This is a genomic window from Eggerthella sp. BIOML-A1 (assembly GCF_009875595.1).
GTDB classification, from domain to species: Bacteria; Actinomycetota; Coriobacteriia; order Coriobacteriales; family Eggerthellaceae; genus Eggerthella; species Eggerthella lenta.
This window is the reverse complement of the sequence record NZ_WWRZ01000006.1, coordinates 441,522-467,091: the sequence shown is the minus strand read 5'-3', so window position 1 is coordinate 467,091 and position 25,570 is coordinate 441,522. Positions and strand designations below refer to the sequence as shown.

The 25,570-nt window shown below is 65.5% G+C and carries 23 protein-coding genes; all 23 read left to right on the top strand.

Annotated elements, in window-relative coordinates; genetic code table 11:
- The first annotated feature begins 150 nt into the window (after positions 1 to 150).
- The 23 genes from GT590_RS10065 to GT590_RS09960 all read left to right on the top strand — a co-directional run bounded on the left by GT590_RS10065 (position 151) and on the right by GT590_RS09960 (position 25,559).
- Complete coding sequence (locus tag GT590_RS10065) at positions 151 to 1,632, top strand: MATE family efflux transporter (RefSeq protein WP_009306977.1); 1,482 nt, start codon at positions 151 to 153, stop codon at positions 1,630 to 1,632.
- A gap of 367 nt (positions 1,633 to 1,999) precedes the next feature.
- On the top strand, positions 2,000 to 3,829 hold the full coding sequence (locus tag GT590_RS10060; protein WP_021410215.1) for an NADH-quinone oxidoreductase subunit L: 1,830 nt from the start codon (positions 2,000 to 2,002) through the stop codon (positions 3,827 to 3,829).
- Positions 3,830 to 3,847: 18 nt separating this feature from the next.
- Complete coding sequence (locus GT590_RS14585; protein WP_114513121.1) at positions 3,848 to 4,717, top strand: complex I subunit 1 family protein; 870 nt, start codon at positions 3,848 to 3,850, stop codon at positions 4,715 to 4,717.
- A gap of 13 nt (positions 4,718 to 4,730) precedes the next feature.
- Positions 4,731 to 5,174 (top strand): NADH-quinone oxidoreductase subunit B family protein, encoded by a 444-nt coding sequence (locus GT590_RS10055; protein WP_009306980.1) that lies wholly within the window; start codon positions 4,731 to 4,733, stop codon positions 5,172 to 5,174.
- A complete protein-coding gene (locus tag GT590_RS10050; protein WP_232453131.1) occupies positions 5,171 to 5,908 on the top strand; it encodes an NADH-quinone oxidoreductase subunit C in 738 nt (245 codons plus the stop codon). The genes GT590_RS10055 and GT590_RS10050 overlap by 4 nt, the downstream gene beginning before the upstream one ends.
- A gap of 1 nt (position 5,909) precedes the next feature.
- On the top strand, positions 5,910 to 6,998 hold the full coding sequence (locus GT590_RS10045; RefSeq protein WP_009306982.1) for a nickel-dependent hydrogenase large subunit: 1,089 nt from the start codon (positions 5,910 to 5,912) through the stop codon (positions 6,996 to 6,998).
- Between the two features lie 7 nt (positions 6,999 to 7,005).
- Complete coding sequence (locus tag GT590_RS10040) at positions 7,006 to 7,362, top strand: 4Fe-4S binding protein (RefSeq protein WP_009306983.1); 357 nt, start codon at positions 7,006 to 7,008, stop codon at positions 7,360 to 7,362.
- 358 nt (positions 7,363 to 7,720) lie between these two features.
- On the top strand, positions 7,721 to 8,374 hold the full coding sequence (locus tag GT590_RS10035; protein WP_114551430.1) for a CDP-alcohol phosphatidyltransferase family protein: 654 nt from the start codon (positions 7,721 to 7,723) through the stop codon (positions 8,372 to 8,374).
- A 3-nt stretch (positions 8,375 to 8,377) separates the two neighbouring features.
- The gene (locus tag GT590_RS10030) at positions 8,378 to 10,678 is read left to right on the top strand and encodes a VanW family protein (protein ID WP_227791215.1); all 2,301 of its coding nucleotides are present in this window, start codon (positions 8,378 to 8,380) and stop codon (positions 10,676 to 10,678) included.
- Positions 10,679 to 10,694: 16 nt separating this feature from the next.
- Positions 10,695 to 12,005: a phenylacetate--CoA ligase family protein gene (locus tag GT590_RS10025; protein ID WP_009306986.1), complete on the top strand. Its 1,311-nt coding sequence runs from the start codon at positions 10,695 to 10,697 to the stop codon at positions 12,003 to 12,005.
- Positions 12,002 to 12,430 carry an amino acid-binding protein gene (locus GT590_RS10020; RefSeq protein ID WP_114551428.1) on the top strand — a complete coding sequence of 143 codons (429 nt, stop codon included), beginning with the start codon at positions 12,002 to 12,004 and terminating at the stop codon, positions 12,428 to 12,430. Before GT590_RS10025 ends, GT590_RS10020 begins: the two co-directional genes overlap by 4 nt.
- A complete protein-coding gene (locus GT590_RS10015; protein ID WP_114552296.1) occupies positions 12,423 to 13,826 on the top strand; it encodes a D-alanyl-D-alanine carboxypeptidase family protein in 1,404 nt (467 codons plus the stop codon). The genes GT590_RS10020 and GT590_RS10015 overlap by 8 nt, the downstream gene beginning before the upstream one ends.
- 25 nt (positions 13,827 to 13,851) lie before the next feature.
- Positions 13,852 to 14,289, top strand: a complete 438-nt coding sequence (locus GT590_RS10010) for an FHA domain-containing protein (protein WP_114538106.1) — start codon at positions 13,852 to 13,854, stop codon at positions 14,287 to 14,289.
- Positions 14,290 to 14,451: 162 nt separating this feature from the next.
- Complete coding sequence (locus tag GT590_RS10005) at positions 14,452 to 16,203, top strand: thiamine pyrophosphate-dependent enzyme (protein ID WP_035585386.1); 1,752 nt, start codon at positions 14,452 to 14,454, stop codon at positions 16,201 to 16,203.
- Entirely contained in the window at positions 16,200 to 16,811 is a 612-nt protein-coding gene (locus tag GT590_RS10000; protein ID WP_015760645.1) for an indolepyruvate oxidoreductase subunit beta, read from the top strand. Before GT590_RS10005 ends, GT590_RS10000 begins: the two co-directional genes overlap by 4 nt.
- Positions 16,812 to 16,814: 3 nt before the next feature.
- A complete protein-coding gene (locus GT590_RS09995) occupies positions 16,815 to 17,249 on the top strand; it encodes an amino acid-binding protein (RefSeq protein WP_009306992.1) in 435 nt (144 codons plus the stop codon).
- A gap of 5 nt (positions 17,250 to 17,254) precedes the next feature.
- The gene (locus GT590_RS09990) at positions 17,255 to 18,619 is read left to right on the top strand and encodes a phenylacetate--CoA ligase family protein (RefSeq protein ID WP_231566093.1); all 1,365 of its coding nucleotides are present in this window, start codon (positions 17,255 to 17,257) and stop codon (positions 18,617 to 18,619) included.
- A gap of 10 nt (positions 18,620 to 18,629) precedes the next feature.
- Positions 18,630 to 19,571, top strand: a complete 942-nt coding sequence (gene gluQRS, locus GT590_RS09985; RefSeq protein ID WP_114532800.1) for a tRNA glutamyl-Q(34) synthetase GluQRS — start codon at positions 18,630 to 18,632, stop codon at positions 19,569 to 19,571.
- Positions 19,572 to 19,929: 358 nt separating this feature from the next.
- The gene (locus GT590_RS09980; protein WP_114552292.1) at positions 19,930 to 20,607 is read left to right on the top strand and encodes a hypothetical protein; all 678 of its coding nucleotides are present in this window, start codon (positions 19,930 to 19,932) and stop codon (positions 20,605 to 20,607) included.
- Positions 20,608 to 20,636: 29 nt separating this feature from the next.
- Positions 20,637 to 23,465 (top strand): molybdopterin-dependent oxidoreductase, encoded by a 2,829-nt coding sequence (locus GT590_RS09975; protein WP_181816808.1) that lies wholly within the window; start codon positions 20,637 to 20,639, stop codon positions 23,463 to 23,465.
- Complete coding sequence (locus tag GT590_RS09970; protein ID WP_114550620.1) at positions 23,465 to 24,079, top strand: 4Fe-4S dicluster domain-containing protein; 615 nt, start codon at positions 23,465 to 23,467, stop codon at positions 24,077 to 24,079. The genes GT590_RS09975 and GT590_RS09970 overlap by 1 nt, the downstream gene beginning before the upstream one ends.
- Positions 24,080 to 24,189: 110 nt before the next feature.
- Complete coding sequence (locus tag GT590_RS09965) at positions 24,190 to 24,879, top strand: molecular chaperone (RefSeq protein WP_161171062.1); 690 nt, start codon at positions 24,190 to 24,192, stop codon at positions 24,877 to 24,879.
- On the top strand, positions 24,876 to 25,559 hold the full coding sequence (locus GT590_RS09960) for a ferric reductase-like transmembrane domain-containing protein (protein ID WP_114552396.1): 684 nt from the start codon (positions 24,876 to 24,878) through the stop codon (positions 25,557 to 25,559). Before GT590_RS09965 ends, GT590_RS09960 begins: the two co-directional genes overlap by 4 nt.
- Positions 25,560 to 25,570 lie beyond the last annotated feature (11 nt).

The following is a 25,570-nucleotide window of genomic DNA, read 5'->3' as shown; positions in this document are numbered from 1 at the left end:
AGGCGTCGAGCCCCTCGCAGGCTGCTCCGCCGCAAGCCCGTCTGCCGGGACAACCCGGGAAACCATCGAGCATGCGGCCCATCCGACGGCCCGCTTCGCGCGGCGCCGAACGGCGGGCCGCATGCTCGCGCACGTATGGAGCGAAGAATCATGCACGGAACCGAAGAGGCTGTGGACGGCGAGGGCGTCGTCGCCGAGATCGCACCGAAGTCGAGAAGCGATCGGAAGATCGACCGTTTGGGCACTGAGAGCACCTTCAAGCTGCTTCTGGAGTTCTCCATCCCGGCGGTGGCGGGCATGCTCGTGCAGATGCTGTACAACGTCATCGATGCGGTATACGTGGGACATGCGGTAGGCGCCGACGGCCTGGCCGCCACCACGGTCGCGAATCCCATGATGACGGCCATGGTGGCCGTGGCCATGCTCGTGGGCGTGGGCGGCAACGCGCTGGCGGCGATCAAGCTGGGTGAGCGCAAGAAGGGCGTGGCGGAACGCGTGATGGGCAACAGCTTCGTGCTGCTGCTGATCGCCACGGCGGTGCTGTGGGGCATCGCCATCTTCGCGCTCGAGCCCATCCTTCGCTACTCGGGCGCCGACGGCTCCGTGCTGCCGCTCGCGCTCGACTTCATGACGGTGATCGTGGCAGGCTGCCCGCTGCAGTTCATCGCGTTCGGCATGAACAACTTCATCCGCACGGCAGGGCACCCCAACCGAGCGCTGGGCTCCATGCTCGTCGGAACGGGCGCGAACGTGGTGCTGGGCTACCTGTTCATCATCGTGCTCGACGGCGGCATGCGCGGCGCCGGGCTGGCCACCGTGTGCTCATGGGCGCTGTCGGCTCTGTTCGTGATGCAGTTCTTCCTCAAGAAGGGCTCACCCATGCCTTTGCGCCGTCCGTCGCTGTCGCTCGACCCGCGCATCGCGCTGCGCGTCTGCGCCCTCGGAATCGCTCCGTGCGTCACGCAACTGGGCTTCGCCGTGTCGTCTATGATAGAGAACAACCTGTTGGTGCTGTACGGTGCCGCCGATGCGCTCGGCGTGGACGGAGCGCTTGCGGTGATGCGCGTGCTGTCGGCCGTGGGCCTGTTCACGTTCATGCCGGCCATGGGCATCGCCATGGGGGCGCAACCTATCGTGGGCTACAACTACGGCGCTCGCGCTTACGGCCGCATGAAGCTCGTGCTCGTGCAGGCCATAGTGCTGGGTATCGCCATCACGACGCCTTTGTGGGCAACGGTCGTCCTCGCACCCGACCTGTACGCGCACTTGTTCGGCTTGCCCGAGATATATATGAAGGAAACGGCTTGGGCGCTTGTGCTGTACCTCATGTTCATTCCCATCCTGCCTATTCAGACCATCGGCTCGAACTACTTCGACGCCACAGGCCAGGCGGCGAAAGCGACCGTGCTCACGCTCACGCGCCAGATCCTGTTCCTTATTCCGCTGCTCGTGTTCTGCCCGCTCGTTCTGCCGCAGGTGCTGCCCATCACGGCGCTTGAGAGCGTGTGGCTGGCGCCCTCGATATCCGATATAACATCCACGCTCATCGTAAGCGGTTTTCTCGCCTTCGAATGGCGGCGCCTGCGCGCTGCGGAAGCGGGGGAGGGCTCGAATGGCCTCCATCGAGCCTAGCGGCTCGAGCCGTTCCCTCGTGTTTTGTGTGCGTGCACAATGAAATAACGGTCGGGTAACGGAGAAGAAGCGGCTCGTCAATGCGAAACCGTTTGCCTTCAACGTCTCGCCGCTGATCGAATCCGTGTTCGCCGTTGGCTCCCTTTTACCGAGCAATCGCCTCCGGAGGGGCCATGTCATCCGACCGTTTACTTTTCTCTGGTAGAGTGGCCTGGCGGGCGATATCGCTCGCTTTTATTGTTCAAGTGCAATCGGTAAAGGTAAAGGGGGAAGCTACGTGGCTATGCTCGGGTTTTTAATCCTTTTCCCGCTGGTTGTTGCCGGCGTTCTGCTTGTCGTGCGCAACAACCGAGCGAGAAACGTGATTGTGGGAGCCTCCGCGCTCGTCATCGGGTTAGCGTCGGTGTGGCTCGTCGTGTCCTATCTGGGAGCTCCGTGGATAACGTATGATTTCTACTCCCCGGTGGTCGACTACGTCTGCATGGCCGTCAGCGTGCTCATCGCTGCCGCCATCTTGTACTTCGGCATCAAGTACAAGAACTTGTGGGCTTGCGTGCTCGCAGCCGTCCAGGTGGTCGGCTCGCTTGTGTTCGAGTTCGGTTTCGCCCACGACGTCCTCGTGACCGAAGGGCTGTACCTCGACTCGCTGTCGCTGCTCATGGCGTTTATCATCGGCGTCATCGGCTCCGGCATCTGCGTGTACGCTCTCGGTTACATGGAAGACTTCCAGGCGCACGAGCCGGAAGGCGCGAAGGACCGCCGGCCGACGTTCTTCGCCCTCATGTTCGTCTTTCTGGCGGCCATGTTCCTCATCGTGTTCTCGAACAACATGCTGTGGCTGTTCACCGGCTGGGAGATCACCACGGTGTGCTCCTTCCTCCTCATCGGCTTCACCCGTACCGAGGAGGCCATCAAGAACGCCTTCCGCCAGATTATCATGAACCTGCTGGGCGGCATCGCCTTCCTGGCGGCCTTGTACGTCATGGCCATCCAGTTCAACACGCTGTCGTTCCTCGAGTTCCTGCAGATCGGCATCGCCAACCCCGGCATGGTCGTGCTGCCGGTCACGGCGCTCGCGTTCGCCGGCCTCACCAAGGCTGCGCAGATGCCGTTCCACACGTGGCTCCTCGGCGCCATGGTGGCGCCCACTCCCACGTCCGCGCTGCTGCACTCTTCGACCATGGTGAAGGCGGGCGTCTTCTTGCTCATCAAGCTGGCGCCCATCATGATGGCGTGTCCCGTTCCGTCCGTCATGGTCATCCTCGTTGGCGGCCTCACGTTCTTGTTCTGCTCGTTCATGGCCATCTCGCAGTCGAACGCCAAGCGCGTGCTGGCGTACTCCACCATCGCGAACCTCGGCTTGATCGTGGCCTGTGCGGGCGTTGGCACGCCCGAGGCGGTCTGGGCCGCGGCCTTCCTCGTGCTGTTCCACGCTATCGCGAAGTCGCTGCTGTTCCTGTGCGTCGGCACCGCCGAGCACCATATCGGCAGCCGCGACATCGAGGACATGGACCTGTTGTTCGAGCGCATGCCGCGTCTAGCCCGCTTCATGATGCTGGGTATCCTGTGCATGTTCATCGCCCCGTTCGGCATGCTGCTGGCCAAGTGGGCCACGCTCGTCTCCTTCGCGGATACCGGTCAGGTGGCGCTCATCGTGCTTCTGGCGTTCGGCTCCGCGGCCACGTTCATGTTCTGGGCGAAGTGGCTGGGCAAGCTTTCCGGCATCGCCGCTCGTCCCGAGAACGTCGAGGCCAAGGTGCATTCCAGCGAGTGGGTGGCCATCATGGTCATGGCCGTGCTCGTCATCCTGTGCTGCATTGGACTGCCCATCATCTCGTGGGCTGTGGTGGAACCGTACATCTACAGCGTGTTCGGCACCGTGGGCCAGGACATCTCGTCGTCCAACCTGTGGATCGCCTCCATCCTGTCGGCGTTCATCGCCGTGGTCCTGTTCGCCGGACTCGGCCGCTCGAAGGCCAAGAAGGTCGACATCTACCTGGCAGGCGTGAGCCGCGACAACGCCGAGCGCACGTTCTCCAACTCGCTGTCGGGCGAATCCACCGCATCGGCGCGCAACTGGTACCTCGAGGGCATCTTCGGCGAGAAGCGCTTGTCGCCGTTCGGCACCGCGTGCTGCACCGTCATCATCGTGATCGCATTCGCGGCGGCGGCCGTGGGCGTTCCGGGATTGTTCTAGGAAAGGGTGTGATCTGACATGACAATGCTCTTCGCTCTTATCGGCACCCTCGTCTTCGCCATCGTCGCGCCGGTTCTGGGATGCCTACTCGCTGGCCTCGACCGCAAGATCTCGGCTCGTATGCAGGGTCGCGTGGGACCCCCGCTGTTGCAGCCGTACTACGATGTCCGCAAGCTCATCGAGAAGGATAACGTGTCGGTGAACTCCACCGAGGGCACCTACATCACGTGCGCCCTCGTGTTCACCCTCATCGCCGGCGGCATCTTCTTCTCCGGCGGCAACCTGCTGATGAGCGTGTTCGTGATCACGCTGTCGGGCCTGTTCTTCATCGTGGCCGCGTACTCCACGCGCTCGCCGTACGCCGAGATCGGCGCGAACCGCGAGACGCTGCAGGTCATGGCGTACGAGCCCATGGTGCTGTTCATGGCCGTGGCGTTCTACATGGCGGCCGGAACCTTCAACTCCGCAGGCGTGTTCTTCCTCGACGCGCCCCTAGTGACCAATATCTGGCTCGTATTCCTGGGCTTTTTGTTCGTGCTCACCATCAAGCTGCGCAAGTCGCCGTTCGACCTGTCGTACTCGCATCATGCGCATCAGGAGATCGTCAAGGGCATCACCACCGAGATGAGCGGCAAGACGCTGGCGAAGGTGGAGATCATGCACTGGTGCGAGAACGTGCTGTTCCTCGGCTGGACCGCGCTGTTCTTCCTTTGGGGCAACCCGCTGTCCATCGTGCTGGCGCTCGTGGTAGTGGTGCTCGTGTACTTCCTTGAGATCTGGATCGACAACAACTTCGCTCGCGTGAAGTGGCAGGCCCTGCTGGCATCGGCGTGGGGCGTGGCCCTCGTCGCGGGCGGCGTGAACATCGCGTTCTTGGCCTACCTGTAAAGGAGCTGCACCTATGACGTATGCAACCAAATCACCGTGGGTCATCCACTACGACGGTTCCAGCTGCAACGGCTGCGACATCGAAGTGCTGGCCGCGCTGTGCCCCGGGTTCGATGTGGAGCGCTTCGGCATCATCAACACGGGCAATCCCAAGCACGCCGACATCTTCCTCGTCACGGGCAGCGTGAACGAGCAGAACATCGGCGTGGTCCAGGAGATCTACAACCAGATGGTCGAGCCGAAGGTGGTCATCGCGTGCGGCATCTGCGCATGCTCGGCCGGCATCTTCCACGACTGCTACAACGTGATCGGCGGCGTCGACCAGGCCATCCCCGTGGACGTGTACGCGCCTGGCTGCGCCGTGCGTCCCGAAGCCATCATCGATGCGGTCGTGCAGGGACTCGGTATCCTGGAAGAAAAATCGAAAGCCCTGCAGGCGCAAAAGAAAGGGGCGTGAGAAACGTGACCCTGCAATCGGAATTCATCCCGCTCACCATCGAGGGCCTGCCGGCGCTTGCAGCGGAAAAGAAGGCGGAAGGCGCGCGCTTCGTGCAGATGCTGTGCGTGAACACCGAGGAAGGCATCGATCTCGTGTACTCGTTCATGAAGGACGGCGTGCTGACGAACCATGAGATCAAAGGCGTGAAGAAGGGCACGACCGTACCCAGCGTCACCGATCAGTTCCTGGCGGCGTTCGTGTTCGAGAACGAGGCGCACGATCTGTTCGGCGTGGACATCGAGGGCATCGCCATCGACTTCGGCGGCAACTTCTACGCGCTCGCGCAGAAAGAGCCCATGACCATCATCTCGCCGGAGCAGAAGGCGGCTCGCGAGAAGGCGAGGAAGGTGGCCGAGGCGAAAGCCGCCAAGGAGCGCGCTGCGAAGGCCGCGGAGGCCTCGTACGTGGCGAGCCATCCCGAGGCGAAGTCCAAGCCGACAGGCGACGTCATCAAGCCTTCGGGCTCCGATGATCTGGACGCGCGCCTGGCCGGCGTGGATCCCGAGAAGGTTGCCCGCGTCAAGGCGGCCATCGCCGCGAAGGCCAAGAAGGAGGCTGCGGCGAAGCAGGCGGCCGTCGATGAGAAGATCGCGAACCTCGACCCTGAGAAAGCAGCCAAGGTGAAGGCCGCTTTGGAAGCCAAGGCCGCGCGCGAAGCGGCGAAGACGGAAACAGAAAAGGAAGGTGAGTAGCATGGGAAAGGCGACCGTCATCCCGTTCGGCCCCCAACATCCGGTGCTGCCCGAGCCTTTGCACCTCGATCTCGTGGTGGAGGACGAGACCGTCATCGAGGCGGTTCCGCAGATCGGCTTCATCCACCGCGGCCTCGAGAAGCTCGTGGAGACGCGCGATTACAACCAGTTCATCTACGTGGCCGAGCGTATCTGCGGCATCTGCGCGTTCGGGCATTCCATGGGCTACGCCGAGACCGTCGAGAAGCTCATGGGCGTCGAGATCCCCGAGCGCGCCGAGTACCTGCGCGTCATCTGGCACGAGCTTTCGCGTATCCACTCCCACGTGCTGTGGATGGGACTCGCGGCCGACGCATTCGGTTTCGAGAGCCTGTTCATGCACTGCTGGCGCCTGCGCGAGCGCGTGCTCGACATCTTCGAGAAGACCACGGGCGGACGCGTCATTTTCTCGGTCGTCAAGGTGGGCGGCGTGGTCCGCGACATCGATGACGCGCAGTTCGCCGAGATGAAGCGCGTGCTGGAGGGCATCAAGGACGAATACCGCCAGCTGTGCAACGCGTTCCTCAAAGACAGCTCGGTGAAGAACCGCACCGTTGGCGTGGGCTATATCAGCCATGAGGATGCGCTGGCCCAGAGCATGGTGGGTCCGTTCGCGCGCGCCTCCAACGTGAACTACGATGCGCGCATGCTGGGCAACGGCGGCTACGGCTTCCTGTCCGACTTCCAGCCCATCCTCGACGGCCAAGGCGACTGCTACGCTCGCGTGAAGGTGCGCGCGCTCGAGGTGCTGCAGTCCATCGATATCATCGAGGAGATGATCGCCAAGATCCCCGCCGGCGACATCGCCGTCGACGTGAAGGGCTCCCCTGCGGCCGGTGCCGAGGCCGCCAACGTGGTGGAGCAGCCTCGCGGCGAATGCTACTACTATGCGCGCGGCAACGGGTCGAAGTTCCTCGACCGCATGCGCATGCGCACGCCGACGTCGCAGAACCTGGCCGGCATGGCCACGGCGCTCGCCGGGTGCGACCTGGCCGACGTCAACATGATCGTGCTCACCATCGACCCCTGCATCAGCTGCACGGAAAGGTAGGAGGACCATGGGAAGCTTCAAGCTGGGAAAAATGACCCTCGGGGGCCTGTTCAAGAAGCCCGAGACGCTCATGTACCCCGTCGAGACGAAAACCCCTCCCGCGGGTCTCAAGGGCCATGTGGTGAACGACGTTGACCGATGCATCCTGTGCGGCATCTGCCAGAAGCGCTGCCCCTGCGCCGCAATCGTAGTGGACAAGCCGGCGCGCACCTGGACCATCGACCGCTTCCGCTGCGTGCAGTGCGGCAGCTGCGTGCGCGAATGCCCGAAGGACTGCCTGACCATGGAGCCCACGTACACGCCGCCGGCGACGAGCAAGCACGTCGACTCCTTCGAGGTTCCGGAGACCAAGAAAACGGCGTAAGACGAGTTCCGTCGGAACTGCGAAGACCCGGGAACCCTGACGGTTCCCGGGTCTTCTTTCGTTTCCGGCCCCGGGGATGCAGTTCCTCATGCACGCTTTTGTCAACCAGGTGCGGGCATATGGATCCCTTTCGCTTGACAAAAGCGTGCATGAACCAAACGAACGCGCCAGAGGGGAACTCTCTGGCCGTCGTCGCGCGAGGTGCGCGGGCGAATGGAAATCCCGTTGAAGACGTGAACAAGGACGGGGTTCTGGGGAAACCTGCTAGAATGGTGCAAATCGGAACACGTTCTACCGGGCCCGAGCGCATGGCCCGGTTTTTGCGTCGAGAGACGGCGCGGAAGGGAAGGATGCTCGTATGGGACAGAAGGATGAGGGCTGCGCAGCCGACCAGGTGAGCGACCGCATCTTCACCGTGCCGAACATCATCTCGTTCGTCAGGCTGTGCCTCGTGCCCGTATTCCTCGTGCTGCTTCTCAACGGTTTCAACGTCGCGGCTACGCTGCTGTACGCGCTGGCAGCGGGCACCGACTGGATCGACGGGCAGATCGCCCGCCGGACGAATGCCGTGTCCCGCCTGGGCCAGCTGCTCGATCCGGCGGTCGACCGCATCCTCATGATCTCGGGCGTGTGCGGCCTGTTCCTCGTGGGACGTCTGCCGCTGTGGATCATCCTCGTGGTGCTCGTGCGCGATCTGCTGCTGCTCGTGGGCGGCGCGGTGCTGCTCAAGCGCTTTCGCGTGCGCGTGGCCGTCATCTTTCCGGGCAAGGTGGCCACGACGCTCTTGTTCGTCGGCTTCGCCGGCCTGCTGCTGAACTGGCCGCTCGTACCGGGACTCGGTCTCGTGGACGCGGTTTGGTTGCCGGGTTTGAACGGGCTGCCCTGTTCGTGGGGCATCTGGTTCGTATATGCCGGACTTGCGCTGGGGCTGGTCACTACCGCGTATTACATCGCTGCGGCACTGCGGAAGCTGCGTGCTGTCAAGGATGCGCAGGCGGAGAGCACGCGGTAGCGCATGGCCGTTCGGACGCCCAGAAAAGCGAACGCGAGCCGCACCGGACGACCCGATCCTGCTCGCCGAGCGCCTTCTGCGCGCGAGATGCGCGAGCGCGCCCCCCAGCGTCCCGCCGCCTCCGCGCCGCGGCGCGCTCCGACGACGCCGTCCCGCCGCGGCGGGACGAACGCGGGCAAGGGGTCGCGGCAGACTCGTTCTTCCGCGCAACGGCCGCGCGGTTCCCGTTCCTACAACACGCCCGCCGTCTGGACGAAGGAGGCGCCGCGCTCGAATCCCGCAGGAGGAGCCGCGCGCCGAGCGCTCGGCGCGGTCGGCGGCGTGCTGCTGTCCTTGCTCGCCCTGGTCGGCAAGGGGCTCGCGACGTTGCTCCGCGCGCTCGCGGCTCTCGTGGCGCGCAGCCGCATCGCGCTCGCCGTGGTCGTCGTGTGCGCGGCGCTGCTCGTCTTCGGCGTTGCGGACTTCGCCGTAAACGCGAACAAAGCTTACCCCGGGGTGCGGGTGGGGCAGATCGACGCCGCCGGAAAGACGGCCGACGAGCTGGCCGCCCTCATCGACGAGGTCTACGGCGCGCGCCTGGCCCAAGGCAGCGTGACCATCTACGCGAACGACGAAGCAGAGGCGCGCATCGCCGACGAGACGGCCGCCGCGCAGGACGCGGCGCTTGCCGAGCAGCTGGCGTTGGAGGAGGCGCGCGCCAACAAGCTTGCTTGGACGGCCGACGCGGCCTCGCTCGAGGCGCGCGTTCCTTCCGACGAGCTGGCCGCCGAGGCGCTCGCCGTGGGTCGCGAGGACGGCGGCATCCTGGCGCGTCTCGCTGCGTTGGCGACGGGCCGCGAGCTGAAGCCTCGCGCCGCGTATGCGGAGACGGCGGTGGAGTCGCTGGCTTCCGACATCGACGCGGCCATCGGCGACCCGCGCGTCGACTACGGGATCGTCGTGGAGGACGGCACGGCTTCGGTCACCGAAGGCCATGACGGCTTCATGGTGGATCGCGACGAGCTCAGGCGGACGCTCGACGAGCTGCTGCTCGGTCAGGAGGACGGTAGCGGGTCGTTCGTCGCCCGAGCCGAGCATGCGCCTTTGCGCATCGACGAGTCCGCCGCGCAGGATGCATGCGACGCTGTGAACGCGGCCATTGCCGACGGGGCGCGGTTCACGTACGAAGGCGCCGCTTGGAGCGCATCGGCTTCGGACATCGGCAGCTGGGTGTCCACGCGCATCGACGGGTCGTCTCTCGCGGCGTTCGTCGATGCCGCCAAGGCGAAGCCTGCGCTGCTGGCGCATGTCGCCGAGGTGGGCAAAGGGGATCCCGTGCACGTGTCGTTCGAGGTCGCAGACGACGATGTGATCGTCCGCACCGATGGCGAGGGCGCTATTCCGCTAGTCGCGGAAGCTACGGGGCTGTTGGATGCCGCGCTGTTCGGCGATGACGGCAAAGCGCGTACCGGCGTGGGAGCGGGCGCGCCGGTCGAAGTGGCCATCGGCTCCGGTCCCGCACCTGAGGCGATGCCGTTCGACGAGGCGATGGATCTCGGGGTGATCGGCGCCATCGCCTCCTACACCACCGAGTACGCCACGGGCCCCGGCACCGAGGCGCGCAACCACAACATCGCGCTCGTGTCCCAGTACCTCAGCGACTCCGTGGCGAAGCCCGGCGACAGCTGGTCGTTCAACGGGACGGCGGGGGATTGCAGCACCGAGGAGCGCGGCTTCAAGGGCGCAGGCGCCATCGTGGACGGCGAGTACGACGACGCCATCGGCGGGGGCATCTGCCAGGTGGCCACCACCGTGTTCAACGCCGTGTACGATGCAGGATTCCCCGTGCTCACGAGGCACAACCACTCGCTGTACATCGCCAGCTACCCCACAGGGCGCGATGCGGCGGTCAGCTGGCCCGATCTTGACTTCGTATGGCAAAACGATTCCGCTAGCGATGTTTTGGTGCGTCTTTCTTGTGTGGACGGGTCCGTAACGGCTACACTATACGGAGTCGACCCCGGATACAAGGTGTCCACGACGACGGGCGACTGGGGCGAAGGCCGGAAGTACGAGACGAGGACGACGATCGACGATACGCTCGCGCCGAACACGAGCTACGTCAAGACGCGCGGAACCGATGGGCGCACCATCACCATTATCCGTACGGTCAAGGACGAATCCGGCGAGGTTCTGCACGAAGATCCGTTCAGCTCCGTGTACGATCCGGTAACGGAGGTCGTCGTCGAGGGTCCCAAAGTCGCGGGCGACGGAAAAAACGACGCTGCGACGGAGGGTTCTTCATCCAACGTCACGAGCAATTGAGAGGTGAGCATCCAAGGTGTACTATCAGCCAGACATCGAGACCATGCCCGTAGAGCAGCTGCGCGACCTGCAGCTGGAGCGCATGAAGAAGACCGTGCAGCACTCCTATGACAACGTGGCGTTCTACCAGCGATCGTTCAAGGAGGCCGGCGTCGAGCCGGGCGACCTCAAGACCCTCGAGGACCTGCCGAAGTTCCCGTTCGTCGTGAAACAGGACATGCGCGACGCCTACCCGTTCGGGCTGTTCGCCGTGCCGCAGAAGGACGTGGCGCGCATCCACGCGTCGTCGGGCACGACGGGCCAGGCCACCGTGGTGGGGCATACCGCGAACGACCTCAAGAACTGGGGCGACTGCTTTGCGCGCGGCATCCATATGGTGAACGGCAACGAGGACTCCACCATCCAGGTGTCTTACGGCTACGGCCTGTTCACGGGCGGCTTGGGCGCGCACTACGGCGGCGAGGCCGCGGGCTGCACGGTCATCCCCACCTCCTCGGGAAACACGAAGCGCCAGATCCAGATGATGAAGGACCTGGGCACCGATATTCTCGCTTGCACGCCCTCCTATGCGCTGCTCATCGCCGACACCGCCATCGAGATGGGATACGACCCGGCAGTCGACTTCAAGATCTCGGCCGGCATCTTCGGCGCCGAGCCCGCCTCCGAAAGCATGCGCGAGGACATCCGCAAGAAGCTGGGCATCCAGTACTGCGACGTGTACGGCCTGTCCGAAGTCATGGGCCCGGGCGTGGCCATGGAGTGCGCGGAGTCGCACGGCCTGCATGTGGCGGAGGATCATTTCTACGCCGAGATCGTGGATCCCGATACGCTCAAGCCCCTGCCCGACGGCGAGTACGGCGAGCTCGTGTTCACCACGCTCACGCGCGAGTGCTGCCCGCTCGTGCGCTACCGCACCCGCGACGTCACGCGCATCATCCCCGAGGAGTGCGCGTGCGGACGCACCCACCGCAAGATCGACCGCATCGTGGGGCGCACCGACGACATGCTCATCCTGCGCGGCGTGAACGTGTTCCCGTCCCAGATCGAGCAGGTCATCGTCAGCTTCCCGGAGATCGCGGCGCAGTACCAGATCATCCTCACCTCGAAGGGCCCGCTCGACCACGTCGAGCTGGACGTGGAGACGGTGCCCGAATTCCCGTTCGACGAGATCCGCAAGCTCCAGGACCTCAAACGCCGCTTGGCCGCCGAGCTCAAGAGCAACCTGCAGATCGCCGTGGACATCAAGATCGTGGAGCCGAAGACCATCGAGCGCAGCGAGGGCAAGGCGAAGCGCATCATCGACCTGAGAGAAGGGAAGAAGGCATGATTTCGCAGCTGACCGTTTTCCTCGAGAACGAGAAGGGCCGCCTCGCGGCCGCCTGTCGCGCCGTGTCCGACGCGGGCATCAACATGCACGCGCTGAACCTGGCGGACACGTCGGACTTCGGCGTGGTGCGCATGCTGACCGACACGCCCGAGGCCGCAGCCGAAGCGCTGCGCGGGCAGGGCTACCGCGCCACCGTCACCCCGGTGCTGGCCGTGCGCGTTCCCAACGTGCCGGGCGGCCTGGCGAAGCTCCTCGAGTTCATGGACGAGCAGGATGCCAACGTCGAGTACGGCTACTGCTTCTCGGTGAACGAGGACTACGCCGTCGACGTGCTCAAGGCCGACGGTTCGGACGACCTGGAGCAGAAGCTGACCGACGCCGGCTTCGAGCCGGTACGACCGGAGGACATCTACCGCATTGACTAACTTCTTCGAGCATATCGCATCAATCGGGCGAGCGCGCCTTCTGGCATGCGCGCTCGCCTGCGCGCTGGCGCTTTCGGGCGCCGCTTGGACGGTACCCGCCTTCGCCGACGTGCGCAAGGCAGACGTCGTATACGGCCAAACGGTCGACGCACGCGGCCTGGCCGTGGCGCAGTGCCCCAGCATCGACGCCGAGTTCGCCATGGTCATGGGGGCCGACGGCACCGTGTACTTCGAACGCAACGCCCAAAGCCCCACGCAGATCGCGTCCATCACGAAGATCATGACCGGCGTGGTTGCCCTCGATGCCGTGGAGGACGGGCTCCTGTCGCTCGATTCGCCCGTCACGGTTTCCGCCGCCGCCGCCGCGGTAGGCGAGTCGTCGGCGGGCTTGCAAGAGGGCGACGTCATGAATCTCGATGCGGCGCTCAAGGCGCTGCTCGTGCCTTCGGGCAACGATGCCGCCGTGGCCATCGCCGAGACGATCGGTGCTCTCATGGAGCCGGGCACGTCCGATCCGGAAGCCGTGTTCGTGAACGCCATGAACGCCAAGGCTCAGGAGCTGGGCTGCACCGACACGGTGTACGACAACCCGCACGGGCTTGATTTCGACGCCTACGCGGGCGATTTGCACAGCACGGCGGCCGACGTGGCGAAAGTGGTGCAGTACGCCATGACCAACGACACGTTTCGCGCGGCTGTGGGCGGCGGGAGCACCACCATCCAGGTGACGCGCGCCGACGGCGCGAAGGCCGACATCTACCTTGAGACCACCGACGGGTTCTTCGACATCTACGAGTACGCCATAGGCGTGAAGACCGGCGTCACCCTACTCGCCGGCCCGTCGTTCGCGGGCGCCGCCAACAAGGACGGCCGCGAGCTGTACGCCATCGTCATCAACTCGTCCTCCGAGGCGCAGCGTTTCAAAGACGCCGAGAGCCTCTGCGAATGGGTGTACCAGCACGAGATATCCTACCAGCTTGCGAACAGCCCCGAAACCGCCACGATGAACGGCACCGAGGTGCCGGTGGTGGCCGAGGTGGCCCATTCCGGCTGGATCGACAAGACGGTGAAGGCGACGCTGCGCGACCCTGCGGCAGCCGTCACCATCTTCGACTTGAACGGCAACGTGAGCCAGTCGCTCGAGTTCGACGAGTTGGCGGGCAACGTGAAGGAAGGCGACAAGGTGGGCACGATCACCTTCAAGCAGCGTAACACCGTCATCGCCACGATGGACCTCGTGGCATGCGAGGACGTCGACGCGCCCGACTTCTTCGAGGGCGTGGGCGTGTGGTGGGACCGCCTGTTCCGCAGCTTCTCCGGAGGCCAGGAAGTGGCGCGTTCCATCACGCTCAACGAGACGCCGCTCGTCATCGACAAGACCGCGTCCGCAGCGTAGCGCCGGACTGAAGAGAGGATACGCCATGAGCATGTGCCCTGTTTGCAACAACCCCATCGATTCGCAGGCTCCGGTCTGCCCGCATTGCGGGTTCAAGCTGCTCGGAGCCACCCAGCGTTTCGAGCCGGTGTCGTTCGGCGACGATGCACTGCACGTCGCGGCCGCCCCCCAGGCCGCTGCCGCCCTCCACGTGGTGCGCGGCCCGCAGACCGGGGTCACCTACCAACTGGGCGATCAGGCGCTCACCATCGGGCGCAGCCCGCAGTGCGACCTGTTCCTCAACGATATGACCGTGTCGCGCGAGCACGCTTCGGTCGAGCCTGCGGACGGCGGCTACGTCATCCGCGACGCCAACTCGTTCAACGGCGTATGGGTGAACAACGAAAGCGTGGAAACGCGCCGGCTCGTCTCGGGAGACGTCATCCAGATCGGCGCCTTCTGCCTGGTCTACAAGGAGGAGTAGACGCGATCTCGCGTGTCGACAGGCGCGCTTCGCACTGCACCCAGGATGGCAACATGCGCAAAACGCGCGCCGTTCGGCTCGGTTTTGGACGTTTGACCGGGGCGGGCGGTGCGCGTTGCCGTATAATTCCCCAGTGGGTTTATCACACGGAAGGGTTCGCTCATGGAATTGATGTCAGGCAACGAGGCAATAGCCCAGGGGGCATGGGAGGCCGGCGCGCGCATCGGCGTGGCCTATCCCGGCACGCCGTCGACGGAGACGCTCGAGGCGTTCGCGAAGAAGGACGGCGTGTACGCCGAATGGTGCGTCAACGAGAAGGTGGCCGTCGAGGTGGGCATCGGGGCGTCGGTCGCCGGCGCGCGCGTGCTGTCCACGATGAAGCACGTCGGCGTGAACGTGGCGGCCGACCCGTTGTTCACTGCGGCATACGCGGGCGTGGGCGGCGGGCTCGTGGTGCTGGCTGCCGATGATCCGGGCATGTACTCGTCCCAAAACGAGCAGGATTCCCACTGGTACGCACGCGCAGCCCACATCCCCATGCTCGACCCTGCCGATTCCGCCGAGGCTTTGCGCTTCACGCGCGAGGCGTACGACGTGTCCGAGCGCTTCGACGTGCCCGTCTTCATCCGTTCCACAGTGCGCGTGTCGCACACGAAAACGCCGGTGGAGCCCGGCGAGCGCACCGAGATCGCGCTCAAGCCCTACGAAAGCGATCCGGCGAAGTGGGTCATGATGCCCGCGTTCGCCAAGCCCCGTCGCAAGGTGCAGCTGGAGCGCATCGACGCGCTGCGCGCCTGGGCCGAGGAGTGCCCCTACAACGAGGTCGTGCGCAAGGGGAGCGCCGTGGGCGTGGTGTGCGCCGGCGCCGTCTACCAGCACGTCGTGGAAGCGCTGCCCGACGCGTCCGTGTTCAAGCTGGGCCTCACCTGGCCGCTTCCGCAGCAGGCGCTGCGCGACTTCGCCGAGAGCGTGGACGCGCTCTACGTGGTGGAGGAGGCTTCCGAGTACCTGGACGAGGGCGTGCGGGCGCTGGGCATCGAGGTTGCCGCGTTCGAGAGCCCGCTGCCGCGCGACGGCGAACTGACCCCCGGCCTCATCAGAGCGGCGTTCGGCTTCGAGGAGCCTGCTCACGAGCCGTTGCCCGCCGGCCTTCCGGGCCGCCCGCCGGCGTTGTGCGCCGGGTGCCCGCACCGTCTCGTGTTCAAGGAGCTTTCCCGCATGAAGGCCGTCGTCACCGGCGACATCGGCTGCTACACTTTGGGCGCGCTGCCGCCGCTGTCCGCCATGGACACCACCATCGACATGGGCGCGTCGGTTTCCATGTCGCATGGCTTCGAGCTGGCTTGGGCGGGCACCGACCACCGTCCCGTCGTGGGCGTCATCGGCGACTCGACGTTCGCGCACTCGGGCCTGTCGGCGCTGATCTCCACCGTGTACAACCAAGGACGCGGAACCGTCTGCGTGCTGGACAACCGCACCACGGCCATGACGGGTCGCCAGGGAAACCCCTTCAACGGCGAGACGCTGCAAGGCCGCCTCTCGCGCGAGCTCGACCTTGAGAGCGTCGTGCGCGCCATCGGCGTCGAGGACGTGCGCACCGTCGACCCGAACGACGCCAAAGCCGTTCGCCGCGCGCTCAAGGAGGCCGTGGCCTCGGAGGAGCTTTCCGTGCTCGTGTTCCGCAGCCCCTGCGTGCTGATCGACCGGCATCGCGAGCCCGCCTACGCGGTGACCGACGCCTGCACGGCATGCGGCGTGTGCTCGACTTTAGGCTGTCCGGCCATCGCGAAGGATCCGGCGAACGACCACGCGCTCATCGATGCCGCCCAGTGCATCGGATGCGGCCAGTGCGCCCAGTACTGCGCTTGGAACGCCATCGCGCAACCCGCTGGGGAGAAAGGAGGCGTCGCATGATGACCTCGAACGATACTGTCACCGTCCTTCTGTGCGGCGTGGGCGGCCAGGGCACCATCCTGGCGGCCGACCTCCTGGCCCATGCGGCGCTGGAATCCGGTTACGACGCGAAGGTGTCCGAGATCCACGGCATGTCGCAGCGCGGCGGCGCGGTGACCACGGTCGTGCGCTTCGGGCGCGCGGGCGTGCAGTCCATGGTGTCCGACCCGGGATGCGCCGATTGCGTCGTCTCCTTCGAGACCACCGAGGCGTTGCGCAACCTTCCCAACGTGCGCGAGGGCGGCTACCTTCTCGTTGCCGACGAGTCCATCCAGCCGCTTCCCGTGCTCATCGGGCGCGCTTCCATGCCCGAGCATGCGCGCGAGACGCTGGCCGCTGCGGGCGCCACGCTCATCCCGGCCGGAGACATCGCCGTCGGCGTGGGCGCGCCGAAGTCGGTGAACGTGGTGCTGCTCGGGGCGTTGGCGACCCGCCTCGACTTCTCGCAAAAGGCATGGGAGCGCGTCGTCGCGCGCCGCGTGCCTCCCAAGACCGTCGATGCCAACTTGGCAGCGTTTCGCGCGGGCCTCGCGTTCGCTCGCGAGGCTGCGGGCGGGGAAGGGGCTTAAGGCGTGAGCGTTCAACAGATCAGCGTATTCTTGGAAAGCCGCCCCGGGCACTTGCGCCGCGTGCTCGATGCGTTCGAGGACGCGCATGTCAGCGTGCGCGGTTACAGCGCCTCCGACACGGGGGACTACGGCATCGTGCGCTTCATCGTGGATGCGCCCGACAAGGCGCTCGCCGTGCTGCAGGATATGGGCGCGGCGGCCACGCAGACCGACGTCCTGTGCGCGCGTCTCGACGACGTGCCTGGCGAGCTGGCGCGCGTCATGGGCATCATGGCCGACTGCGGCATCAACGTGACGTACAGCTATTCGCTCATCTCCACCTACATCGCGCTGTCCGTCAAGGACATCGCGCGCGCCGAGAAGCTGTTGGCGGCTCAGCCCGTCGAGCTCATCGGGCAGGACGACCTCGCCCGCCCCGTCGCGCCGGAAAGCCGGTGATCCGCGTGACCGACATCACCGTGAAAGGAGCGGCTTTGGCCGCCGTCGCGGCAGGCGATTTCTCAAGCCTGCCCATCCACAATCCGGCTGTCGAATGCGCCTCGCGCGAGCGCATCCGCGCCATCCAGCTGGAGAAGCTCGTCGCGCAGGTTCGCTGGACGTACGAGCGCGTGCCCTGGTACCGTGCACGCATGGACGATTCGGGCGTGACCCCCTCCGACATCAAGACGCTCGAGGACGTGCGCATGCTGCCGTTCACGGACAAGTCCGTGCTGCGCGACACTTTCCCGTACGGCCTGTTCGCCGTGCCGCTGGACGAAGTGGTGGAACTGCACTCGTCGTCAGGCACCACGGGAAAGCCCATCGTGGTGGGCTATAACGAAAGCGATATGGCCATGTGGGCCGACTGCATCATGCGGCTCGTGCAGATGGCGGGCGTCGTGCCGGGCGATCGGGCGCAGATGGCCTTCGGTTACGGCATGTTCACCGGCGGCTTCGGCCTGCACTACGGGCTGCAGAAGCTGGGCTGCATGATGATCCCCGCCGGCTCCGGCAACACCGAGCGCCACATCGCCATGATCGAGGACTACGGCACCACCGTGCTGGTGGCCACGCCGTCCTACGCGCTACACGTGTGCGAGGTGGGGGAGAAGATGGGCTACGATTGGGCGAAGTCCCCGCTGCGCGTGGGCCTGTTCGGCGGCGAGCCGTGCCCGCCGGGCCTCAAGGCCGAGATCGAGGATCGCATGCACATCGTGTGCACCGACAACTACGGCCTGACCGAAGTCATGGGGCCGGGCGTGTCGGGCGAGTGCCTGGCCTCGCGCGACATGCAGCACCTCGCCGAGGACCACTTCCTCTGGGAGGTCGTCGACCCCGAGACGGGCGATCCGGTCCCCGACGGCGAGATGGGCGAGCTCGTGCTCACGCCGCTGGGCAAGCAGGCCATCCCCGTGCTGCGCTACCGCACGCACGATCTGACCCGCGTGGTCACGGAGCCGTGCGCGTGCGGCCGCACCACGGCCCGCATGCAGAAGGTGCGCGCCCGCTCGGACGACATGCTCATCATCCGCGGCACGAACGTGTTCCCCTCGCAGGTGGAGGACGTGCTGGCCGGCATCGACGGCGTCACGCCGCATTACCGCATCGTCGTGGAGAGCGCAGGCGGCCTCGACCGCATGACCGTGCACGTGGAGCTCAAGCCCGAGGCGTTCTCGGACTCGTACGAGGACATGGAGAATTTGCGCCGCTCCATCGAAGACAAGCTCAAGGGCGTGCTGCTGGTGGGTGTGAAGGCGAAGCTCGTCGAGCCCGGCGGCATCGAGCGCAGCACCGGCAAAACCAAGCACGTCGAAGATTTGAGAAAGTAGAGGGTTCCGCGTGGAAGCCGCCTCGTCGTCCGCTCCCGTGGTGGGGCGGTTCGCTCCTTCGCCGACGGGGCGGATGCATGCGGGGAACGTGTTCGCGGCGTTGACGGCATGGCTCGTGGCCAAGTCGCAAGGTGGCCGCATCGTGCTGCGCATCGAGGACCTCGATGCCGAGCGCTCGAAGCCCGTCTACATCGATGCCGTGCAGCGCGACTTCGAAGCGCTGGGGCTGACTTGGGACGAAGGGCCGTACTTCCAGCACGACCGCACGGAGGCCTACCGGGCCGCGTACGATGAGCTGCGCGAACGCGGCCTTGTGTACCCCTGCTTCTGCACGCGCGCCGACCTGCATGCGGCATCGGCGCCGCATCGCGGCGAGAAGCCGGTGTACCCGGGGACCTGCCGGCATCTGAGCGACGGGGAGCGCGCCGTCCGCGCGCAGCAGCGCATGCCCGCGCAGCGTCTCATCGTGCCCGATCGGGAGGTCGCCTTCGTCGATCAGGTGCAGGGATCCTACGCGCAGAACCTCGCCGCCGACTGCGGAGACTTCCTCGTGCAGCGCTCGGACGGCGCGTTCGCCTACCAGCTGGCCGTGGTGGTGGACGACGCGGCTCAGGGCGTCACCTCGGTGGTGCGCGGCGTGGACCTCCTGTGCTCCACGCCCCAGCAGCTCTACCTGCAAGAGCTGCTCGGTCTGCCGCATCCCGTCTACGCGCACATACCGCTGCTCGTGGCCGAGCGCGACCGTCGCCTGTCGAAGCGCGATCGCGACGCTGCCCTCGACGCGCTGCTCGCGCGCTTCAAGACGCCCGAAGCCGTCATCGGCCATATCGCCGGCATCACCGGCCTCGCTCCCGCATGCGACCCTGCAACGCCCGAAGAGCTGCTGGCGACGTTCGATCTCGCCGCGCTGCCGACGACCTTCGACGACCTCGTGCAAGTGCGCTGGAGGTAAGCCTACCGGAGTCGCCCCGCCGCAGCGACTCCGTTGCCGTGGGCGCAAAACGGCACCCATGACGTTTTCTTGAGGCTATCCACTGGGAAATCGTATATCGAAAAATTCGCCATCAGGGGCTTTGGTCGACGTCGCGCCCGCACGGCACGCGCAAATTGCCATGGGTGCCGTTTTGCGCCCACAACGGCGAATCGCTCGCCGACCCCCTGTTTTCTCAGCTGAAATTCCCTCACTCACGCATTTTGCGTGAGAACTTTCGCCATAATTCCTCCACATTTCATCCAGAATGCAGATAGTTTCGCCATCGTTCGCTGCCTAAAGTTAGCCCAACGGAGGAATGCAGCGAAGGGGGAGGCGCATGACTGCCATGCAAGATGAAGCCGTCGTCGACGCGAAAGCCGTCGAGGATCGGCTGGCCGCAATCGAGGACACGGTATGCCGCCATCCGCTCAACCGCGAGGTGCTCTATCGCATGCTCGCGTACTGCGCCGAGGAGCGCGCGTTGGACGACCTTGAGCGCGAAGCAGCATCCTGGCCCGAATTCGAAACCGCTACCCAGAACCAGTACCGCCTGGCCGAGCATCTCGTGCGCGCCGGCGGGCTGGATAGGATCGAGCGAGACGAGCGCGGCGCCATCGTCATGGAACAGGACAAGGAGGGGCTCGACGAGGACGCCGTCGACGACCTCGTGCGTTCCGTAGCGTTTCGCACCACCGAAGCGGGAGTGCGCTTCGTCGAGCAGCATCGCCCTCGGGCGCGCCTCGTGGAGTTGCTGCAGCTCGCGCCGGAACGCGCCGACGTGTATATCGAGCTGCTGGAGTTCGTCCGAGCTCGTCCGCGCGCCTACAACGACATCGTGGAACTGCTGCGCGGGCGCCCCGTGCTGGAAACCGTCGTCGACGGCGAGCGGCGGCGCATGCAGCCCAGCGTGTTCGTGGACAAGCTGGAGCGCTCGGGCGCTTTGGTCTGGAAAGAAGGTTGGTGTCTGACGGAGGAGGGGGACGCGTTTCTGCGGGATCTGAAGGCAAGCGAGTAGAACCATCATAAGGAGAAAGGTTGGAGAACATGGCTGAAACCACGTTGACACGTCGAAGCTTCGTCAAGGCGTCCGCTCTGGTGGGCGCGACGGCGGCGTTCGGCGCTTCGATGGCCGGCTGTATGCAGGAGACTCCGCAGGAGCAGGCTCCGTCCGGCGGCGGCGCCGACGAGGGTCTCGTGAGGATGAAGACGTCCTGCCACGGCTGCATCCAGATGTGCCCGGCTATCGCGTATCTGAAGGACGGCGTCGTCGTAAAGCTGGAAGGCGACCCCGACGCGCCGGTAAGTCGCGGAAGCCTGTGCATCAAGGGCCTCAACCAGCTGCACACCATGTACAGCCCCCGCCGCGTGCTGCATCCGCTTCGGCGTGCCGGCGAGCGCGGCGAGAACAAATGGGAGGTCATCAGCTGGGACGAGGCCGTCGAGGAAGCGGCGACGCACATCTGCGATTCGATCGACAAGTACGGGCCCTATTCCTTCTTCGCCAGCGTGGGCGGCGGCGGGGCCTACTCGTTCATGGAGGCCATGACCCTGCCCATGGCGTTCGGGTCGCCCACCGTGTTCGAGCCCGGCTGCGCCCAGTGCTATCTGCCGCGCTGGAGCATGTCGAAGCTGTTCTACGGCGGCAACGACCAGTCCATCGCCGACAACGCCGTGCAGGAGATATTCCGTCCCGACCCCGACAACAAGGCCGAGGTCGTGGTGCTGTGGGGCGCCCAGCCTTCCGTCAGCCAGACGGCAGAATCGGGCCGCGGCATGGCCGAGCTGCGCGCCAAGGGCGTGAAGACCATCGTGGTCGATCCCAACTTCTCGCCCGACGCGGTGAAGGCCGACGTGTGGCTGCCGGTGCGCCCGGCCACCGACACGGGCCTGCTCCTGTGCTGGTTCCGCTACATCTTCGAGAACAAGCTCTACGACGAGCAGTTCACGAAGTACTGGACGAACCTGCCCTTCCTTATCGACCCCGAGACGAAGCTGCCGGTGAAGGCGCAGGAACTGTTCCCCGACTTCCAGCAGACCACGCCCGAGAACACCCCGGCCTACGTCTGCTACGACCTCAAGACGAACGCGGTGGCGCCCTTCGAGTTCTCCGCGCCCGCCGACGCCGCAGTGGACCCCGAGATCTTCTGGACGGGCGACTTCGAAGGGAAGACGTACAAGACCGCCGGCCAGATCTACAAGGAAGAAGCCGATCCCTGGACGCTCGAGCACACCGCCGAGAACTGCTGGCTCGAGGCCGACAAGATCGAAGAGGCCATCAAGATCTACGCCGAGGCCTCCGTTGCCGGCATCGCGAACGGCGTGGCGTCGGACATGACCGAGTCCGCCTCGCAGGTGCCGCTGGGCTGCATGGGCCTGGACTCCATCATGGGCTACGTCAACAAGCCCGGCTGCACGATGACGCAGTACGGCGCCGCCGGCGCGCCGCCGACGAAGCGCCCGGTCACGTACAACAACGGCTTCGACGGCATGTTCTCGGACATGTACGGCATCGGCGCGGTCGTGGGCATGAGCGATGCCGAGAACGAGGCGCGCGCGAAGAAGCTGGGGGAGGAGAACCCGCAGCAGAAGCTGGCGAACCAGCTGCTCGTCGATCGACTTGGCATGAAAGACCACAAGGGTCTGTACGCATGGTGCCACAGCCATATCCCCACGGTGCGCGAGGCCATCGCCACCGGCGAGCCGTACAAGCCGCGCGTGTGGTTCGACATGTCGGGCAACAAGCTGGCCATGCTGGGCAACGCGAAGTCGTGGTACGACGTGTTCCCCGAGGTCGACTACATCATCGGCCAGTACCCGATGCTCACCTCCTTCCACATCGAGGCCGCCGACCTCGTGTTCCCCGTGCGCGAGTGGCTGGAAGAGCCCATGGTGAACATGACCCAGCTCAACACCCAGTGGCTGCAGAACGAGTGCGTGCACATCGGCGAGACGGTGTCGCACTCCATCCCAGCCGCGCAGGTGGTGGCGAAATGCGCGGAGAAGATGGGCGGCGAGCTTCCCGGCCTCAAGCCCGGATACCTGGGCAGCGCCACCGAGGAGGAGGTCAAGGCCTCCGTCGCCGAAACGCTGCACGCGCCCAGCTGGGACGAGCTGGTGAAGAACGCCGACAAGTACGTGCCCTACGTCACGCCGGCCAGCGAGTACTTCCATTACGGCCAACATGAAACCGTGGTGGACGATGGCCTGCCTGCCGGCTTCGGCACCGAGTCCCGCAAGATCGAGGTGTACTGCCAGATCCTGCTCAAGCTGGCGCGCACGGGATATCCGTTCTGCTATCCGGAGCCGCAGGAGCCCTGCGAGGACTACAGCCCCATCTGCTCGTACATCGAGCCGGCGGAGAGCCCGCTGTCCGACGAGGAATACCCCTTCGTGCTCACGTCGGGCCGCGTGCCGTACTTCCACCATGGCACCATGCGCCACGCCGCGCTGTCGCGCGAGCTGTTCCCCACGGCCGAGATCCGCATCAATCCGGCGAGCGCCAAGGAGCTGGGCATCGAGCATATGGATTGGGTGAAGGTGACCAGCCGCCGCGGCGAGGTGCACGCGCGCGCCTACCTCACCGAGGGCGTGCATCCGAAAACCGTGTGGATGGAGCGCTTCTGGAACCCGGAGTGCTACGACGAGTCCCAGACGAACCCGACGGCCGGCTGGCGCGAGTGCAACGTGAACGTGCTCACGAAGAACGACGCCCCGTTCAACGAAGTGTACGGCTCCTACACGAACCGCGGTTTCACGGTGAAGATCGAGAAGTCCCAGAAACCCGCGAACGTATGGGTGGAGCCCGAGGAGTTCGCGCCGTTCCTGCCGACTGAGGAAATGCTGTCCGAAGCTCAGACGAAGGATGTGTTCTGATGAGAAACTGCCTGGTTATCGATCTCGACCGCTGCAGCGGATGCGACGGCTGCGTTGCGGCCTGCAAGCTTGAGAACAACGTCGATTTGGGCGTGTACTACAACCGCGTGCACGCCGTGGGACCCACGGGCACCTTCCCGGACATCGAGCAGTACTGGATTCCCCTGCAATGCCAGCAGTGCGAGAACCCCGGCTGCATCGAAGTGTGCCCGACGGGCGCATCGTACCGCGACGAAGCCACGGGCGTGGTGCTGGTCAATGCCGAGGAGTGCATCGGGTGCGAATCGTGCCTGAAGGGCTGCCCGTACAATGTGCGCACGCTCAATCCGAACACGAATGTGGTGGAGAAGTGCACGTTGTGCTTCCAGCGACATGAGGAGGAGGACTGGGTGCCGGCCTGCGTGCACAACTGCTGCTGCGGCGCGCGCTACTTCGGCGACCTGGACGATCCCGACAGCTCCGCTGCGAAGGCCGTTGCGGCGGCCGGTGCGGAGAACTGCCACCAGCTTGACGATCCGCACGGGCTCAAACCGGCGACGGTCTACATCTTGTCTGCCGCAACGGCGACATGGCAGGGCGATCCTGTGACGACGGACCGCGTGTCCGCATCGTAAGCCCGCGCGCTGCAACCCGTCCCGGCAGGCCGAACCCCTCCCAAGGCCTGCCGGGACGCGGCGGCGCGCCCAAGCCAGGGGTCGAGAAGCAACGAGAAAGGGGAGTCACGATGATGGAGACGCAGACCTGCGCGGACATCGCCTCGGCGCTCGAAGGCCGCGCGGCCTTCTACGACGTGGTGGCGGCGCTGTACTACAAACCGCTCGCCCAAGAGCAGATCGACCGCATCGCCGAGGGAGGCCTTGCGGCATTCGCCGGCGCGGGAGAACTCATGGCGGAGGGCCTGCACGACATGGAGCGTGCGCTGTCGAAGCGGCACTCCGGCACGCGCCAGGAGCTGGCAGTGGACTTCACGGGCGCCTTCGCCGGGACGTCGTCGTGGAAAGGCCGCTACGCCACGCCCTACGAGTCGGTGTTCACGAGCGAGGAAGGCCTGCTGTTCCAGGACTCCTACCACGAGGTGTACCGCCTGTACCGCCAGAACAGCGTGCGGAAAAGCCCCGGCTACGACTTCCCCGACGACCACCTGTCGTACCTCTGCGAGTTCCAGGCTCTCCTGGCGAGGCGGGCCGTGCGCTCGCTCGAAGCGAACGATGCGGAATGCGCGCTCGAGCAAGTGCGCCTTTCGCAGCACGTGCTGCACGACCATATCCTGTCGTGGTTCGACGACTTCGAGGAGCTGGCGCTGCACTTGGTGAAAACGCGTTTCTACCGCGGCGTGCTGAAGATGAGCAAGGGCTTCTTCCTGTTCGACGCCGAGGTGCTGGCCGATATGGCGGAGGAGTTGGAGAGGCTATGACGTTCGCGCTGGTGCTCGCATGCACGGTTGCCGCCTGCTTTGCGCTGCGCAACCCCCTCAAAGCCTGCCCGATGGCGTTCTACGCGGCGGCCCTGCTCGTGGACGTCGCCTTCGTGGCGGGGACGTTCTGGGGCATGCCCCGCGACGCATGGAGCGTGTTCTTCGTTCTTATCCAGAAATGCCTGCTGCCGCTTGCCCTGTTCGTCGTGGTCATGTACATCGGCGTGCTGGATCGCGGCTCGCGCGCCTGCATGTGGCTCAAGCCCGTGCGCGCCGAGCTGTCCATCGTCGCCTGGCTCCTGTCGCTCGGCCACGTGGCCGTGTACGGGGCCACGTACCTGCCGCGCATCGCGTCGGGCGGGGCGACGAACGGCAACGTGGCCGCCTCGTTCGCGGTGGCGGTCGTGCTGCTGGCGCTGCTGGCCGTGCTGGGCGTCACGTCGTTCAACCTGGTGAAGAGGCGCATGCGCACCGAAACTTGGAAGAAGGTGCAGAAGCTCGCCTATCCGTTCTTCCTGCTCACGTACGTGCACCTACTGCTGATGCTGGCCCCTTCGGCGCTGCATGGCGGCGTTGCGGCGACGACAAGCGTTGCGGTATACTCGACCGTGTTCGCGGCATACGTCGTTTTACGGCTCGTCCGCGCGGCGAAGGAACGCCGTATCCGCGAAGCCGTCTGACGCTCGAGGGG

Coding starts and splice junctions, on each gene's coding strand:
- GT590_RS10065 (WP_009306977.1), top strand. CDS start 151: ATGCACGGAACCGAAGAGGCTGTGGACGGCGAGGGCGTCGTCGCCGAG.
- GT590_RS14585 (WP_114513121.1), top strand. CDS start 3,848: ATGACAATGCTCTTCGCTCTTATCGGCACCCTCGTCTTCGCCATCGTC.
- GT590_RS10055 (WP_009306980.1), top strand. CDS start 4,731: ATGACGTATGCAACCAAATCACCGTGGGTCATCCACTACGACGGTTCC.
- GT590_RS10045 (WP_009306982.1), top strand. CDS start 5,910: ATGGGAAAGGCGACCGTCATCCCGTTCGGCCCCCAACATCCGGTGCTG.
- GT590_RS10040 (WP_009306983.1), top strand. CDS start 7,006: ATGGGAAGCTTCAAGCTGGGAAAAATGACCCTCGGGGGCCTGTTCAAG.
- GT590_RS10035 (WP_114551430.1), top strand. CDS start 7,721: ATGGGACAGAAGGATGAGGGCTGCGCAGCCGACCAGGTGAGCGACCGC.
- GT590_RS10030 (WP_227791215.1), top strand. CDS start 8,378: ATGGCCGTTCGGACGCCCAGAAAAGCGAACGCGAGCCGCACCGGACGA.
- GT590_RS10020 (WP_114551428.1), top strand. CDS start 12,002: ATGATTTCGCAGCTGACCGTTTTCCTCGAGAACGAGAAGGGCCGCCTC.
- GT590_RS10010 (WP_114538106.1), top strand. CDS start 13,852: ATGAGCATGTGCCCTGTTTGCAACAACCCCATCGATTCGCAGGCTCCG.
- GT590_RS10005 (WP_035585386.1), top strand. CDS start 14,452: ATGGAATTGATGTCAGGCAACGAGGCAATAGCCCAGGGGGCATGGGAG.
- GT590_RS10000 (WP_015760645.1), top strand. CDS start 16,200: ATGATGACCTCGAACGATACTGTCACCGTCCTTCTGTGCGGCGTGGGC.
- GT590_RS09980 (WP_114552292.1), top strand. CDS start 19,930: ATGACTGCCATGCAAGATGAAGCCGTCGTCGACGCGAAAGCCGTCGAG.
- GT590_RS09975 (WP_181816808.1), top strand. CDS start 20,637: ATGGCTGAAACCACGTTGACACGTCGAAGCTTCGTCAAGGCGTCCGCT.
- GT590_RS09970 (WP_114550620.1), top strand. CDS start 23,465: ATGAGAAACTGCCTGGTTATCGATCTCGACCGCTGCAGCGGATGCGAC.
- GT590_RS09965 (WP_161171062.1), top strand. CDS start 24,190: ATGATGGAGACGCAGACCTGCGCGGACATCGCCTCGGCGCTCGAAGGC.
- GT590_RS09960 (WP_114552396.1), top strand. CDS start 24,876: ATGACGTTCGCGCTGGTGCTCGCATGCACGGTTGCCGCCTGCTTTGCG.